The sequence below is a fragment of the Kitasatospora sp. NPDC006697 genome (assembly GCF_042869935.1).
Lineage (GTDB): Bacteria > Actinomycetota > Actinomycetes > Streptomycetales > Streptomycetaceae > Kitasatospora.
In genome coordinates this window covers 1-12,579 of the sequence record NZ_JBIAGU010000034.1, presented here as the reverse complement: position 1 = coordinate 12,579, position 12,579 = coordinate 1, and the positions used below count along the sequence as shown (strand labels likewise).

The 12,579-nt window shown below is 73.8% G+C and carries 16 protein-coding genes; 9 read left to right on the top strand and 7 right to left on the bottom strand.

Features of this window, described 5'->3' with window-relative positions; genetic code table 11:
* Window positions 1-9: 9 nt before the first annotated feature.
* Window positions 10-948 (bottom strand): NAD-dependent epimerase/dehydratase family protein, encoded by a 939-nt coding sequence (locus tag ACFYNO_RS33875; RefSeq protein ID WP_388021362.1) that lies wholly within the window; start codon window positions 946-948, stop codon window positions 10-12.
* A 70-nt stretch (window positions 949-1,018) separates the two neighbouring features.
* Between ACFYNO_RS33875 and ACFYNO_RS33870 the strand changes: the two genes are divergently transcribed.
* Window positions 1,019-1,927, top strand: coding sequence for a LysR family transcriptional regulator (locus ACFYNO_RS33870; RefSeq protein ID WP_388021361.1), 909 nt, complete (start codon window positions 1,019-1,021; stop codon window positions 1,925-1,927).
* 21 nt (window positions 1,928-1,948) lie between these two features.
* Here the strand turns inward: ACFYNO_RS33870 and ACFYNO_RS33865 are convergent, their stop codons facing one another.
* The 5 genes from ACFYNO_RS33865 to ACFYNO_RS33845 all read right to left on the bottom strand — a co-directional run bounded on the left by ACFYNO_RS33865 (window position 1,949) and on the right by ACFYNO_RS33845 (window position 4,295).
* Window positions 1,949-2,740 (bottom strand): GNAT family N-acetyltransferase, encoded by a 792-nt coding sequence (locus ACFYNO_RS33865; RefSeq protein WP_388021360.1) that lies wholly within the window; start codon window positions 2,738-2,740, stop codon window positions 1,949-1,951.
* Between the two features lie 377 nt (window positions 2,741-3,117).
* On the bottom strand, window positions 3,118-3,534 hold the full coding sequence (locus ACFYNO_RS33860) for a hypothetical protein (protein ID WP_388021359.1): 417 nt from the start codon (window positions 3,532-3,534) through the stop codon (window positions 3,118-3,120).
* A gap of 151 nt (window positions 3,535-3,685) precedes the next feature.
* Window positions 3,686-3,868 carry a hypothetical protein gene (locus ACFYNO_RS33855; RefSeq protein ID WP_388021358.1) on the bottom strand — a complete coding sequence of 61 codons (183 nt, stop codon included), beginning with the start codon at window positions 3,866-3,868 and terminating at the stop codon, window positions 3,686-3,688.
* Window positions 3,865-4,086: a hypothetical protein gene (locus ACFYNO_RS33850; protein WP_388021357.1), complete on the bottom strand. Its 222-nt coding sequence runs from the start codon at window positions 4,084-4,086 to the stop codon at window positions 3,865-3,867. The genes ACFYNO_RS33855 and ACFYNO_RS33850 overlap by 4 nt, the downstream gene beginning before the upstream one ends.
* On the bottom strand, window positions 4,083-4,295 hold the full coding sequence (locus tag ACFYNO_RS33845) for a hypothetical protein (RefSeq protein WP_388021356.1): 213 nt from the start codon (window positions 4,293-4,295) through the stop codon (window positions 4,083-4,085). The genes ACFYNO_RS33850 and ACFYNO_RS33845 overlap by 4 nt, the downstream gene beginning before the upstream one ends.
* Window positions 4,296-4,413: 118 nt before the next feature.
* Here ACFYNO_RS33845 and ACFYNO_RS33840 point away from each other — a divergent pair, with 118 nt between their 5' ends.
* On the top strand, window positions 4,414-5,265 hold the full coding sequence (locus tag ACFYNO_RS33840; protein WP_388021355.1) for a Scr1 family TA system antitoxin-like transcriptional regulator: 852 nt from the start codon (window positions 4,414-4,416) through the stop codon (window positions 5,263-5,265).
* Window positions 5,241-5,447: a DUF397 domain-containing protein gene (locus ACFYNO_RS33835; protein ID WP_388021354.1), complete on the top strand. Its 207-nt coding sequence runs from the start codon at window positions 5,241-5,243 to the stop codon at window positions 5,445-5,447. Before ACFYNO_RS33840 ends, ACFYNO_RS33835 begins: the two co-directional genes overlap by 25 nt.
* A 41-nt stretch (window positions 5,448-5,488) precedes the next feature.
* On the opposite strand, the gene ACFYNO_RS33830 is transcribed toward ACFYNO_RS33835, so the two are convergent.
* Window positions 5,489-6,355, bottom strand: a complete 867-nt coding sequence (locus ACFYNO_RS33830; protein ID WP_388021353.1) for a LysR family transcriptional regulator — start codon at window positions 6,353-6,355, stop codon at window positions 5,489-5,491.
* A gap of 101 nt (window positions 6,356-6,456) precedes the next feature.
* Here ACFYNO_RS33830 and ACFYNO_RS33825 point away from each other — a divergent pair, with 101 nt between their 5' ends.
* The 6 genes from ACFYNO_RS33825 to ACFYNO_RS33800 all read left to right on the top strand — a co-directional run bounded on the left by ACFYNO_RS33825 (window position 6,457) and on the right by ACFYNO_RS33800 (window position 12,474).
* Window positions 6,457-7,470, top strand: a complete 1,014-nt coding sequence (locus tag ACFYNO_RS33825; protein WP_388021352.1) for an NADP-dependent oxidoreductase — start codon at window positions 6,457-6,459, stop codon at window positions 7,468-7,470.
* A 276-nt stretch (window positions 7,471-7,746) separates the two neighbouring features.
* A complete protein-coding gene (locus tag ACFYNO_RS33820; RefSeq protein ID WP_388021351.1) occupies window positions 7,747-7,902 on the top strand; it encodes a hypothetical protein in 156 nt (51 codons plus the stop codon).
* A gap of 145 nt (window positions 7,903-8,047) precedes the next feature.
* Window positions 8,048-8,695, top strand: coding sequence for a class I SAM-dependent methyltransferase (locus ACFYNO_RS33815; RefSeq protein ID WP_388021350.1), 648 nt, complete (start codon window positions 8,048-8,050; stop codon window positions 8,693-8,695).
* Between the two features lie 138 nt (window positions 8,696-8,833).
* A complete protein-coding gene (locus ACFYNO_RS33810) occupies window positions 8,834-10,159 on the top strand; it encodes a hypothetical protein (protein ID WP_388021349.1) in 1,326 nt (441 codons plus the stop codon).
* A 4-nt stretch (window positions 10,160-10,163) separates the two neighbouring features.
* Window positions 10,164-11,201 (top strand): N-acetylmuramoyl-L-alanine amidase, encoded by a 1,038-nt coding sequence (locus ACFYNO_RS33805; RefSeq protein WP_388021348.1) that lies wholly within the window; start codon window positions 10,164-10,166, stop codon window positions 11,199-11,201.
* Between the two features lie 88 nt (window positions 11,202-11,289).
* Window positions 11,290-12,474: a hypothetical protein gene (locus ACFYNO_RS33800; RefSeq protein WP_388021347.1), complete on the top strand. Its 1,185-nt coding sequence runs from the start codon at window positions 11,290-11,292 to the stop codon at window positions 12,472-12,474.
* Window positions 12,475-12,579: the final 105 nt, after the last annotated feature.

The following is a 12,579-nucleotide window of genomic DNA, read 5'->3' as shown; positions in this document are numbered from 1 at the left end:
ACTCGCTCCTCAGGGGGTGGGTGACGGTGCGGCGGCGAGGGCTTCGGCGACGGCGCCGGGCAGCCAGTCGGCGGTGCGGGAGAAGCGGAAGCCCAGCTCCTTCGCACGGGCGTTGCTCATGGCGTAGTGGCGGTCGTAGGAGAACGGTGAGGCCTCCTCGCCGGGCTGGACGGTCCGCAGCACGGGTTCCCGGCCGACCCGCGCGGCGACGGCCGCGACGAGCCCGTGCGCATCGAGCAGGCCGTCGGAGCAGGCGTTGACCGGGCCGGTGAAGTCGGCGGCGGCCGCCCACAGCAGCAGCTCCGCCAGTTCCTCGTGGTGGATGAAGACGGTGGGCAGCGCGCCCGGATGCACGCTGATCGGCCGGCCCTCGGCGATGCGCTCGGTGTAGTGCGCCAGCCGGCCGGTGAACTCCCTTGCGCCGCCGCCCAGTACGTGCGCGCTGCGGACGGCGGTGAAGGCCACGCCGCCGGCTCGGGTGAGGACGGCCTCGGCCTGCCGCTTGCCCTCGGCGTAGTGCGCCGCCCGGTACCCGTCGTCGTGCCAGGGCAGGTCCAGGGACACCTGCCAGCCGGCCGGGTCCACGGTCCCCTCCGGCACCGGCGTGCCCATCGGCACGGTCGGCAGCGTGGCGGTGGCGGGGTCGTAGACCTCGATCGTGGAGGTCATGACGTAGCGCCGGGTGCGGCCGGCGAAGGCCCGGGCGGCGATCGCGGCCTGCGCCGGGGTGTAGCAGACCTGGTCCACGACGGTGTCGAAGCCGCGGGAGCCGAGCGCGGCCGTCAGGGCGGCCTCGTCGTTCCGGTCGGCGACCAGGTGCTCGACGCCGGCCGGGGGCGGGGCGGAACCCCGGTTGACCACCGTGACCCGGTGGCCGGCCGCCTGCAGGCGCTCCACCAGGAGCTTTCCGAAGTACCGGCTTCCGCCGATGACGCAGATCCTTTGCATGCGCCCATCCTGGGAGCCTAGGGTCATCAGCAGAAGTCACCACTTGCTTGACGGGTGTGAAGGAGAACTGTTGATCGACGTGCAGCGGCTCCGCGTCCTGCGGGCGGTGGCGGAGCACGGCAGCTTCAACCGGGCGGCCACAGCACTGCGCCTCACCCCGTCCGCGGTCTCCCAGCACGTGGCCGCCCTGGAGCGCAGCCTGGGCACGCAGGTGGTAGCCCGCAGCACCCGCGGCGCCACCCTCACCGAGGCCGGCCGGATCATGGTCGGCGCCGCCGACTCCGTCACCGCCGAACTCGCGCACGCGCAACGGCAGGTGGCGCAGCTCAGCACCGGGCGCGCCCTGCTCACCGTCGCCACCTTCACCAGCGGCGGCCGGCTCCTGCTGCCCGGCGCCCTCGCCCGGCTGATGGCGGCGCACCCCGGCACCGTGGTCCACATCAGGGAGGGCGAGGCCGAGGACACCCTCCCGCTGGTGCGCCAGGGTGCCGTGGACCTCGCCCTCGCCTACCACTTCGACGGCCCGCTCCCCGTCGGACCGGGCCCCGGCACCGGCCTGGAGTGGACACCGCTGCTGGAGGACCCCTTGCACGTCGTCCTGCCGCAGAGCCACCGCCTCGCCGGCCGGGACCAGCTCGACCTCGCCGAACTGGCCGCCGACCCCTGGGTACTCGGCTGCCTGAAGACCGAGGCCTACCTGCGCCGCTACGCCGAGCGCGCCGGCTTCGAACCGGACGTGCGCGGCACCACCACCGACTACTTCTTCGCCCGTTCGCTGGTCGCGGCGGGCACGGGGATCTCGCTGGTCCCGTCCATCGCCCTCACCCCGGAGATCCCCGGGCTGCGCACCGTCCCGGTCAGGCCGCCCGGCCCGGTCCGGCACATCGGCATCGCCACGAGGGGCCGGGGCGAGGGGGCTCTCGCCGCGACGCTCGTCGAGGCCCTTCGCGAGCAGGCGAGGTCCCTGCCGCGGCCGTAGCGGGTGGCGGACTGGGCCGACTCACAGGTCCTTGCGGAAGACGGTCGAGCTGTGCCGGACCGTCATCCCGACGCGCAGGTACAGATCCAGCGCGCCCGTCTCCGAGTGCGTACCGAGGGTGCAGGCGCGCCGGCCGCGCTGGTGGAAGGCGTGGAAGACGGTGTGGAGCAGGAGCCGGGCGATGCCCCGGTTGCGGTGGTCGGGGCGCACCGCGACCTGCTCGATGTAGCCCTCGTCGGTGTCCGGGTGGTCCAGCGAGATGGCGGCGCCCACCAGTTGGCCGTCGGCGAAGGCCAGCGCCGACATCGCGGGGGCGAAGGCGGGGCGTTCGACGGTGTGCCGGGCCCACTCCCGGTAGCTCTTGCGCCGCTGCTGCCATTCGTCGAAGGCGTCCTCGATCAGCTGGTGCGCCTCGTGTTCGTCGCCGGGCCGGAACGCTCGCACCGTGATGCCGGTCGGCGGTTCGGGCACGGCCGGCTCCTCCGGCATGCGGAACTCCAGCAGCCATTCGGTCACCATCGGCTCGAACCCGCGCGAGCGGAGCAGGGCGACGGCGTCGGTGTCCCCGTCCGCGACGGTCTGGACGATGCGCGCGCTGCCCGCCTCCCGGGCCCTGGCCTCGGCCCAGGCCAGCAGTGCGCTGCCCAGGCCACGGCCCCGGTCGCGGGGGTGGACGTCCACCGCACTGCGCCGGTCCACCCAGGCGCGGGCGGCCAACCCGCCCGCCTGGTCATGGATCAGGCAGGTGTCCAGCTCGGGGTTCAGCTGAGGTCTGGCGAACTCGGCGGCAATGGCGCCGATATCGGTGTGCACCTGCCCGAGGAGGTCGCGCTCGCAGGCCTCGACCAGGCGATGGATGTCACCGGTGTCCTCCTGATCGGCAGGCCGGGCTCGATACCCCGGCGGAAGCGCCGGAAGTAGTTGTGACAACGGAGGACACTCCCAGGGTCGCGGTGTCGACTACGGGCATGGCGCCGTGGCAGTGTGCCGTCGCGCGCCCTCAGGATCAACCGAATAACCCCGAGGTGGGAGATCGAAGGGCTTCCGCTGCACCACGCCCAACGACTGCGACTCCAGCACTACTTCGAACATCGGGCGATGCCGTACCTGGGATGGACACCGAGCAGAACGGTCGCCGGCCCGGCTCCGCTCCGGCAGATCCGAAGCGGAGCCGGGCCCACGACGGCGGGTCAGTGGATGTTCGTGTCGTTGCCGTAGGCGGTGCACGAGATCGGCGTGGTCGTGAGGGACTTGGTGGCGCAGAGGTAGACGGTGCTCACGACCGCGGTGGGCACGGTCTGGTTGACGGGCACGCTGCCGGGGCCGCAGATGCCCGCGGCATCGACGTAGCCGTAGAAGAACCCGCCGAGCGAGTTCGTGACCTCCAGCTCGTAACAGCCGGAACCCGTGTTGGTCAGGGTCCCCTTGACGACGAGGGTCGTGGTTCCGTTGACGGTGGTAGCCGTGACCGTCCCCGAGGCGGAAGCCGTCTGGAAGCTGTTCGCCCACGGGGCGGTGGTGACGGTGTCAGCGGAAGCCGCCGGGGCGAAGGCGATGGCGGCAGCTGCGAGGGCAGCGGTGACGACGCCGAGCGAGCGAATTCGCATGAGAACTCCATAGCTGTCGGTTTCGTGGTTACCCGTTCAGGATGAGCAAGAAATCGGCTTCGGCTCAATGGAATTGGCGCTCATGCCTGTCAACTGCCTGGGAATCGGGCGGTCCTGTCGACTGGACGCCGTCGGTGCGGTAGATGCAGCGTCAGGTGGTGGCGAGGTGGTCGTTGACGGCTTTGTGGAGGGCTTTCATGCGGGCGAGGGTGGTTTCGATCTCCTGGTGGTGGGCGGAGGTCATGGCGTTGAGCTTGCGGCCGAGGGCGTAGAGCTCGGCGAGGGCGGCCTGGCGGTCGAAGGGGAGGGTGGTGAGGGGGTCGGGGGTGGTCATGCGTGGAGGTTCCTCTCGGCGGCGTGGGCGGCGCGGATGGCGGCGCGGTGGAGCATGCGGTTGGCGCGTTCGAAGCCGGCCAGGCACCAGGGGATGGTGATCCGCAGGCCGGTCGCGGTGGTGATGACGGGACCGGGGGCGACCAGGGCGGGTCGCTGGCAGCAGTGGCAGCGCCCGAGGACGAAGGCGGCCGGGGGCGGGACGGGGATGGCCGTCACGGGGCGGGGGTGGCGGGTTCGATGGAGTAGGCGCAGGCCTCCCACTCGCAACCACCGCACCGGGGGCGGAGGTAGACGGTGGGCTCCTTGCCGAAGCCGGGGGCCATGTAGATGCCGGTGAGGCCGGTGGTGAGGTCCCGGACGAGTTCGCCGGGGGTGGGGGCGTACAGCGTCCGCTGGGGGTGCGAGGGGTACGTGCGCGCGCTCACGGCCGCTCCTTTCCGTAGTCGTTCCACTACAGGATTCGTCATTCGGAGCTACCGTCGGAAGGGGGTCGCACTCGACAATTGAGCCTGGTAGGACTCAGCGACGGAGGATCGAACAGTCGTGCGCAAGACAACACTTGATCCATCGCTATCTCCCGGAGCCGCCTTCGGCGTGCAGCTCCGCAGGCTACGAGAGGCGTTGGGCCTGACACAGCGGGAGCTCGGCGTCCTGATCGGGTTCAGCAACGCGTGGGTGAGTTGCATCGAAAGAGCGACACGCATTCCTACCTACGACTTCGCCGTGCGGTGTGACACCGCCCTGGCCACCGGCGGGACGCTCGAGCTGATGTGGTGGGGGCTCAAGCACAGCAGCTTCATCGAGGGATTCGCGGAGTACGCGGTGCTGGCGGCCAAGGCCATCGCCATCCGCCTCTTCGAACTGAGCGTGATCCCCGGCCTGTTGCAGACCGAGGAGTACGCGGCGGTGCTCGCGGCGGCGGAGGTCAAGCGCGGGAACATCAGCGAGGAGCAGGCGAGTGAGCGGGTCAGCTTCCTGATGGCACGCCAGAAGCAACTCCTCGACCGCACACCCGCGCTGGTCTTCCATGCCGTCCTGGACGAGAGCTGCCTCCGCTGCGGGGTCGGCGGCCCGGCCGTCATGGCCCGGCAGTTCGACCACCTGGAGGCCATCGCCTCCCGGCCCGGTATCACGCTCCAGATCGCGCCGTCCTCCCTGGGCGCGGCACGGCCGTTCGTCCTGCCGGTCACGATCCTCACCATGCCCGACCGGTCGCTGGTCGGGTACACCGAGACCGTGAAGCGGGGCTTCCTGGAGCGGGACAGCACCACCGTCGCGGCCTGGCTGAGGGGCTACGATCAACTTCAGATCGAATCGCTCTCCCAGAGCGCCTCCCTGAGCCCCATCCGCGCAGTACGGAAGGAACTTCAATGGACGGACAACTCCCTGACCTGACCGCCGCGTCCTGGACCAAGTCCTCCCACAGCGCCAATGGCGGGCAGTGCGTCGAGGTCGCCTGGGGCTTCCCTGGCATCGTCCCCGTCCGTGACTCCAAGGACCCCGAGGGAGGCGCCCTGGTGTTCGGCGCCAGCGCGTTCGGTGCCTTCATCGACGGCGTGAAGAACGGCGCCTTCTGAACCACCCGCACCACGATGGCCCGTCCACCCCGGACGGGCCATCACGCTTTCCGCCCCGCCCTCAACTCCCGCACCACCGCCCGCACCGCCGCCGTCCCCGCCAGCTCCGGCGTCGTCACGTACCCCACCTGCCGCACCGGACGCCCCTCCCCCAGGTCCGCGACCTCCACGCCCCCCGGCGCCCCCGTCAACGACAGCTCCGGCATGATCGCCATCCCGTGCCCGCCCGCCACCAGCGCCAGCACCGCCCCGTCGTCCTCCGCCTGCACGGTCGCCGCCGGGATCCAGTCCTGCGCCTTCCACCAACTCCTCGTATAAGAGCCGCAGTTCTCATCCCAATCGATCAACGGCAGCGCACGCGGCTCCGCATGCCCGACCGGGTGCACCAGCGCATACGGCTCCTCCGCCAGCACCCCCGACACCAGCCCGCCCGGCAGCGGCGTCGATCCCCCCAAGGTCGCGATCCCCAGCTCCGCCCGCCCGTCCACCACCTCGCCCGCCGTCCCCCGCCCCAACTCCCGCACGATCCGCACCCGGACCTCCAGCTCCGGGTACCGCGCCCGCAACCGTTCCAGCACCGGCGGCAGCAGGTACAGCGCCGCGCTCCGGAACGCCGCGATCCGCACGACTCCGGCCACCGCCCCGGGGACCCGCGCCTCCGCCACCATCACCTCCAGCAGCCGCAGCACCCGCCGCGCGTGCCCCACCACCCGCTCGCCGGCCGCCGTCGGCTTGGCCCCCGCCCGCCCCCGCTCGAACAGCACCGCCCCGACCTTCCCCTCACTCCCCCGCACCGAGTGCGACACCGCACTCTGCGTCAGCCCCAGCTCCACCCCCGCCGCCGAGAACCCACCCCGCTCGGCAACGGCCACCAGCACCCGCAGTTCCTGCGGAAGGAGATCAGCCACAGCTCCCCCACCTCGTTCTATGAGCAGCATTCATGGAACCGCACGACAGATGAACGGAACCAGCTGCCGACCCTCCCCATTCCCGACCTACCGTCCACCCCATGACCGAGACCGCCCGCACCGTCCAGCAGACCGCCCGCCCGCACGGCTTCCCCACCCCCGCCCACTTCGCCGTCACCGAACACGACCTCCCCACCCCCGCCCCGGGCACCGCACTGCTCGAGAACCTCTACTGGTCCGTCGACCCGTACCACCGCGAGATGATGGACGACGTACCCGGCGGCTTCGACCTGAACGCCCCCCTCGAAGGCCGCTCCATCGGCCGCGTCATCGACTCCCGCACCCCCGCCTACCGCGAGGGCGACCTGGTCCTCCACCGCCACGGCTGGCGCACCCACGCCACGGTGACGCCCGCCGAGTCCCGCAAGCTGCCGCACTTCGACGGCGTCCCGCTGAGCACCCATCTGAGCCTGCTCGGCGGCACCGGCCTGACGGCCTACGTCGGCCTGACCCGGATCGCCCGGCTCCAGCCCTCCGACGACCTCTTCGTCACCGGCGCTGCCGGCGGCGTCGGCACGGCGACGGCCCGCTTCGCCCGCCTGCTGGGCGCCGGCCGTCTGGTGGGCAGCGCGGGCTCGCCCGCCAAGGTCGCCCACCTGCTCGGCTCGGTGGGCTACGACGCCGCCTTCGACTACCACGACGGCCCCGCCGCCGAACTGCTCGCCGCAGCCGCCCCCGACGGCGTCGACCTCGTCATCGACAACGTCGGCGGCGAACAACTCGCCGCAGCGATAGCCTCGTTGCGCGAGTTCGGCCGGATCGTCCGGATCGGCACGATCAGCCAGTACAACACCCCCGAGGCCCCGGCCCCCCGCATCCACTACCCGGACATCGTCGAGAAGAGCCTGCGCATGGAGGGCTTCCTGGTGAGCAACTACCGGGAGGTCCAGGAGGAGTTGTACGAGTTCGCCGTCCCGCACCTGCAGTCCGGCGCCCTCACCGCCGACGAGACGGTGGTGGACGGCTTCGACAACCTGGTGCCCGCCTTCCTGGGCATGCTGCGCGGCGAGAACACCGGCAAGATCATCATCAGGGATCCGGCCGCCGCCCGCTGACTCCCCGCGGCTCCCCCGCGCCGTTCTCCGGAACGAAGCCGAGCCTTGGCCAAACCGTTGCCGACAGGCCGCGGGGCCTGACCATCCCTCGAGCGGACGGGTCGTTAGGGTGTCCGAGTCCGCCACTAAAGTGACGGACCAACGGGGAGAGATCGTTCGGGCGGGGTGGCGGGTGACCGCGCCGCGCCGAATGGCGTTTCCCCGGGTGAGACCGGTCCCGGCCGGAGCTGCCACGCGGCACCACAGACCCGACCCACGCACGGAGAAGACGAGACGATGTCCGAAAACCTCAACGAGACCAGCGACCGCGGCGCCGAGGACTCCGGCACCGATGACGCCACGCGAGGCCGGCACCGCGGAGTGCTCGCCACCGACGACACCAGCGAGGCCAGCCCGCACGGCCGCCACCGGCTGGACGCGGCGGCCTACTGACCCGTCGGCCGACTCGAGCGGCATCCCGAGGGGCCCGGTTCCGCGGCAGCGGAGCCGGGCCTCTTGCTACCCGCGGGTAATCGCCGGCCGTCGCCGGTGCGAGGATGGAAGCCCTACCGGAAACCCACGCCAGGGAGCACCGCCGATGACCCAGACCCAGCCCGCCCCCGCCCCCGAGGTGCTGGCGGCCTTCGAGGCGGCGGACGGCTTCATGCCGGTGGACGAGGGACTGGCACTGTACGCGGCGGCGGTGGAGGCGGCGGAGCGGACCGGGCTGCCGGTGCTGGAGATCGGCACCTACTGCGGCCGGTCGGCGATCCTGCTCGCCGACGCCGCCCGGCGCACCGGCACGGTGGCGCTCACCGTGGACCACCACCGCGGCTCGGAGGAGCAGCAGCCGGGCTGGGAGTACCACGACACCACCCTGGTCGACCCGGAGGTCGGCCTGATGGACACCCTCCCCCGGTTCCGCCGCACCCTGCACCGGGCCGGGCTGGAGCAGCACGTGATCGCCCTGGTCGGCCGGTCCCCGCAGGTGGCGGCGGTCTGGGGCGGCCGGCTGGCGCTGGTCTTCATCGACGGCGGGCACACCGACGAGCACGCCACCGGCGACTACGAAGGGTGGGCGCCGCACCTGGCGGACGGCGGCCTGCTGGTGGTGCACGACGTCTTCCCGGACCCGGCGGACGGCGGCCAGGCCCCGTACCGGGTCTACCTGCGGGCGCTCGCGGAGGGCTTCGAGGAGGTGGCGGTCACCGGATCCCTGCGCGTGCTGCGCCGCGCGGTGCGGTGACCCCGGGTGGTCCGCCGCGGTACATCGGCGCGATTTTACGGAGCCGACGCCCTCCCGCCCGGCCACGGCCGGTACGGTGACGACGGGCAGAAGCGGACCCGGCGCAACCGACGGACCTGAAGGCGGGGGCCACCGAGCATGACGGACCAGGGCGACATGACACCTGCGGTCTGGGACCCGACCGCCAACGGCGGCGCGGGCGGCTGGGTGCGCCGTCCGGTCCCGGGCGCGCCGCGGCCCGCCGCCGCGCCGCCCGTCCCGCCGGCTCCCCCCGGCCCGCCCGGCTCGGCACCCGGCCGGCCCCCCGGCCCGCCGCCCGGCATGCCCCCGGCCCGCCCGGCCGGACCGCCGACCGCCGGCGCGCCCGGTGCCGTGGGCGACCAGGGCCCGCCGCTGGGCGCCCGCCCCTACCTGCCGCCGGGCCAGCCGCCCGGCCCGCCCGCGCCCGCCGGCTACGGCTTCCCGCCGCCGCAGGGCCCGGGCGCCGCCGCGCCGACCCAGTCGCTGCCGCCGGTGCGGGCCCCCCTCGCCAAGCAGCCCGGCCCGTTCCAGCAGCCCGCCCCGGGCTACCCCCCGCAGCCCGCCCCCGGCTACTCCGGGCCCCCCGGCTACCAGCCCGCCCCCGGCTACCCGCCCCAGCGGCCGCAGCAGCCCGGCCCGTTCCAGCAGCCCCCGGCCGGCTACCCGCAGCCGGGCGGCGGCCTCGACCTCCCCGGCCGGTACGAGGAGGACGAGTACGACGAGGACGAGGACCGCCCGGCCCGCCGCGCCCCGCTGCTGATCGGCGCCGGCCTGGTGCTGCTGCTCGCGGTCGGCGGCGGCGCCGTGGTGGCGATGCAGAACTCCGGCTCGGACAAGGCAGCCGGCAAGCCGGCCCCGCCCGCCGCCACCTCCCCCGCCGCCCAGCCGAGCGCGAGCGCCGCCGCCCCCTCGGGCGGCCCGGCGTCGGGCAGCCCGTCCGCCCCGGCCAGTGCGAGCGCCAGTGCCGGCGCCGGTCCGAACGCGCAGAACGAGGCCAAGTCGCTGGACGACCTGCTGAACCGCGGCGAGTCGGCGAAGGCGCCGATCGGCAGCGCGGTGGCCAAGGTGGCCAGCTGCCCGGCCAAGGCGGACATCGACAGCGCCGCCCAGGTCTTCGACAGCGGCGCCCAGCAGCGCGACCAGCTGCTGGCCGACCTCGGCCAGCTCAACCTGGCCGATGTGCCCGGCGGCGCCGACGCCGTCCAGAGCCTGAAGTCGGCCTGGCAGACCTCCGCCGACATCGACCGCGCCTACGCGGCCTGGGCCCGCTCGGTGAGCGCCAGCGGCTGCGGCGGCGGCAAGACCGCGCCCAGCACGCCCGACAAGCAGAAGGCCGACCAGCTCAACCCGCAAGCCACCCAGGCGAAGCAGGACTTCGTCGCCAAGTGGAACGCGCTGGCCGGGAGCTACGGCCTGGCCAGCCGGACCTGGGACAGGATCTGAATCCGTGAACCGAAGCACCACCGCACCGACCGCCGACACCTCCCGGAGCGGTGCGCCCCGGCGCGCCGCGGGCTTCCGCCGGGCGGGTGCGGCGGTGCTCGGCAGCGTGCTGCTGGGCTGCGCGCTGGCCGGCTGCGGCGGCACCAGCGCCGCCTCCAGCCCGGCGGCCGCCCTGCCGCTGCCCGCCCAGCAGCAGGACTACGCGACGGCCGGCGCCCCGTCCTCCTGGCCGACCGCCGCCGCCCAGCCCTCCGGCGCCGGCGGCACGACGGCCGCCGCCGTGCCGCCGGCCGGGCCGGGCAGCGCCTCGCCGGGCGACCCCAAGCCGCTGAGCGGGCGCACCATCGTGGTCGATCCCGGCCACAACCCGAACAACACCGCGCACCCCACCGAGATCAACCGCCAGGTGGACGTGGGCAACGGCCACAAGGAGTGCGACACCACCGGCACCGAGACCAACGCCGGCTATACCGAGGCCGCCTACTCCCTGGACGTCTCGCACCGGCTGCGCGACCTGCTGCAGGGCCTGGGCGCCACGGTGGTCCTGACCCAGGACGGCGACCGCGGCTTCGGACCCTGCGTGGACGAGCGGGCGGCGATCGGCAACAAGGCGCACGCGGACGCGGCGATCTCGATCCACGGCGACGGCGGGCCGGCCTCCGGCAGCGGCTTCCACGTGATCATGCCGGCCAAGGTGGTGGCCGGGAAGGCGGACAACAGCGCCGTCGTCGCCCCGTCGCACACCTTCGGGCTGCTGCTGCGCGACGCCTTCCACCAGGCCACCGGGGAGCCGTTCGCGGACTACGTCGCCGATCAGGGCCTGGACACCCGGGACGACCTGGGCGGCCTCAACCTCTCCACCGTGCCCAAGGTCTTCATCGAGACGGGGAACATGCGCAACAGCGGGGACGCCCAGCGGATGACCGATCCGCAGTGGCGCCAGCGCGCCGCCCAGGGGATCGCGGACGCCTTCACCGCCTTCCTCACCGGCGGCTCGAACGGCTCCGGAACCAAGCCCGGTCCGGCCTCCGTCCCGTCCTGAGGGCACCACGGGCTGACCTGTCCGACGCGGGATCAGTAGACTCACTGCCCGTTACGCCGACACGACACACCAGCGAGGGGACCGAACAGTGAATCTGCGCGCTCTCACCAGGGGAGATGCCGCCATCGCCGGTGCGGCCGTCCTCCTCTTCATCTCATCCTTCCTGCCGTGGTACTCGATCACGGTCGACTGCCCGCCGTCCGACTGCGGCCGGTACGCCATGTCGCACACGGACTCGACGAGTGCCTGGAACACCGACCTGTTCCCGGTGCTGCCCTCGATCTTCCTGCTGGGCATCGCCGCCGCGGCGCTGATCCTGCTGCAGCGGTTCCAGGGCGAGGCGGCCAAGACCCGCCAGATCCTCGGCCTGCGGCTGGACCAGTGGGGCATCGCCTTCGCGGTGGTCTCGCTCTGGACCGCCGTCTGGTCGCTGGGCGCCGGCACGGACCACTCCTGGGGCGCCTACCTCGGCCTGCTCTCCGCCCTGGTGCTGGCGGGCGCGGCCGCGGCCGGTCCGCTGGTGCCCGCGCTGCAGGCGCCGCTGGTGGTCGACAAGCCGGCCCACCCGCTGCCGGCCCAGGGCGGCTACCCCGGCCCGAACTTCCAGCAGCCCGGTGGCGGCTACGGCTACCCGGGCCAGCCCAACGCCTTCGGCCAGCCCGGCCAGCCGCAGCAGGGCGGCTACGGGTACCCGGCGCCGGACGCGGGCCAGGTCGGCCTCGGCCAGCCCGGTCCGGGTCAGCCGGGTGTGGGCCAGCCCACCTTCGGCGGCCAGCCGGGCCAGCCGCAGTTCGGCGGCCAGCCGGCGGCCGGTGAGCCCGGCCCGTTCGGCCAGCCCGCCCCGTCGCAGCCGGGCGGCGGCACCTTCGGCAACGCCGCCCCGGTCGCGCCGCAGGACCCCTTCGCCCCGGCCGCCCCGGCCGCCCCGCAGGACGCCTTCGCCCCGGTGACGCCCGCCGCGGCGGCGCCGGAGTCGGCCGCCGAGCAGACCGCGGTGCTGCCGCCCACCCTGGGCACCGACCCGTCCCCGGCGGCCGCCGCCGCGCCGATCCCGGCCCCGGCGCCGGCCGCCGACTTCGCCCCGTTCTGGTTCGCCGTGCCGGCCCCGCGCCCGCTGGCGCCCAAGGACGGCCCGGCCGGCCCGCCGGTCGGCCAGCTGGTGCCAGGCACCTGGTACCTGGCGGTGGAGCAGCGCGGCGCCGCGCTGGTCGCCCAGCTGCAGGACGGCACCCAGGGCGTGCTGCACGACGTCAACGGCATCCAGCGCGGCTGAGCCCACGGTTCGTGGGGGAGGGGGGGGGGGGGGGGGGGGGGGGGGGGGGGGGGGGGGGGGGGGGGGCGGGGGGGGGGGGGGGGGGGGGGGCGGGGGCCGCGGGGC